Raw genomic sequence first — 2008 nt, forward strand, 5'->3', positions numbered from 1 at the left:
TTTGCCCAGTCTCAGTAGCTGTTTGACAGTCCTGTCTCAGGACATGGTTGACACTCGGCCTAGGAAACATGGGTCGTGCGGGGTCGGTGGGCCTTGATGCTGCGGACCGGCTGGTTGGTGGTCCGGGAGACGACGCGCTGGTCGCCGTCGGGCAGCTCGATGGTCAGGGTGTGCTCGGCGACGTGGACGGTGACCACGTGGTGGCGGTGCAGCCGGCCGAGCGCGACGACCTGGCCGGTGACCATGATCGTGCCGCTGTTGGAGGTCCGGCGTTGGACGGTGACCGGTTCAAGGTTCGGGCGCGGTGGTGGCCCGGCGGGGCGGGTGCCGCGCAGCCGCAGAACCTTCTCCCAGGTCATGGTGTTGGGGCGGGTACGTAGCAGTTGACGGGTGTCGGGGTCGAAGAACGCGAGCATGGTGGGGTCGATCCGGATCGTGACGCGGCGTCCGGCGAGGATCTCCGCGGCCAGGACCAGGGCTTGGCCGAGGGAGACGCAGCCGTTGCGGCCGACGGTGCGGTCGACCTCGAGCGCGGCCCCGTCGGGTTCGACCGGCGGCAGCGGGGAGGGCCCGGCAGCGCGTCCTCCGGCGGCGGCGAGCGCGGCGAGGTCGGTGCTGGACAGGTGCGAGCGCAGGGTCTTGACCCGGGCGCCGGCGATGAGCAGGTGGATCAGGTCGTGGTCGGCCCAGAAGGTGACCACGACTCCGGCGCGGGCGGGGCCGAGCCAGAACTGTTTGCCCATCACCCCGAGGTTCCCGCTGGGCGGGACGACCCGGTCGAACTCCACCGGTCCGCCCGTCCACGGCGCCGAGACCGGCTCGGGCGCCTCGACAGCGGGCGGCTCGACCGCGGGCTCGGTGCCGGTCGCAGCCTGCGGCGGCGGTGCCGTCGGTGGGATGGGTGTGCTGGTCAGCGTGGGTGGTAGGCGCAGCGGCAGCAGGTCTTCCCCGGCGCGGGCCTCGGGGGTCTGGGAGGGGCCGAACCGGTCGGCGGGGTAGGCCATGGCGATGCCCTGGTGCGGGCGCGCGCAGTTGTACTCGGCGATCCAGGAGTCCACCGCGGCCTGCGCGGCGAGCAGCGAGGCGAAGGGCGGGTGGTCGTTGAGTAGTTCGCGGCGCAGGGTCTGGTGGAAGCGTTCGACCTTGCCGGTCGTGGTCGGTGAGGCGGGCTGGGTCAGCCGGTGGGTGATGGCGTTGTCGCGGCAGATCCGGTCGAACAGCACCTCTCCGCCGCCGCGGCCGAAGCGGGCGGTGAACTGTTTGCCGTTGTCGGTGAGGACCTCGGCGGGGATGCCGTAGCGGTGCAGGGCCTCGGCGAAGGCCAGACAGACCGCGCGGCCGGTCGCGCGGGCGACGACGGTGGCGATCACGGCGAAGCGGGAGTGGTCGTCGACTCCGGTGACGATCTTCGCCTCGACCGTGCGGCCGTGCTCGTCGAGCACGGGGATCCCGCCGACGATGTCGAGCTGCCACAACGCCATCGGTATCTGGCGTTCCCACCGCAGGTAGGACTCCCGTGGGCGGCGGCGGGGCCGGACATCGACCATGCCGTGGCGGCGCAGGACCCGATGCACCGTGGCCCGGGAGGGCACCGGCGTCACGCCCGCGCGGGCGAGCTCGTGGGCGATGCGGCGCGCGCCCCAGCGAGGGTGCTCGCGGCGCATCTCGCAGATCACCCGCTCCACCTTCGCCGCGGTCTGGCGGGGGCTGGTGTCGGGGCGCCGCGACTGGTCCACCAGCCCGGCCAGGCCGTCAGAGCGGTAGCGGCGCAGCCAGTTCTGCACGCTCTGCCGTGAGACTCCGAACTGCGCGGCCACGACACCGGCGGTCTCACCGGCCTGCACCGCGAGCACGGCGCGGTAGCGCTGCTCGACCACGGACATATCCACCAGGGCCAATCCCGGCCTCCTGCGCACCCGTCGTTGACGAGCACCCAAGCAGGCCGATCACGGCCGGGTGTCCAACATGTCCTGCAACCACACTGTCAAACATCTCCCGCGACTCGACA

The 2008-nt window shown here is 72.0% G+C and carries 1 protein-coding gene; it reads right to left on the minus strand.

Features of this window, described 5'->3' with window-relative positions; genetic code table 11:
• Nucleotides 1–59 precede the first annotated feature (59 nt).
• A complete protein-coding gene (locus HF519_RS29935) occupies nt 60–1889 on the minus strand; it encodes an IS481 family transposase (RefSeq protein WP_312860433.1) in 1830 nt (609 codons plus the stop codon).
• Nucleotides 1890–2008 lie beyond the last annotated feature (119 nt).

The organism is Pseudonocardia bannensis (assembly GCF_012911875.1).
Classification (GTDB): Bacteria; Actinomycetota; Actinomycetes; order Mycobacteriales; family Pseudonocardiaceae; genus Pseudonocardia; species Pseudonocardia bannensis.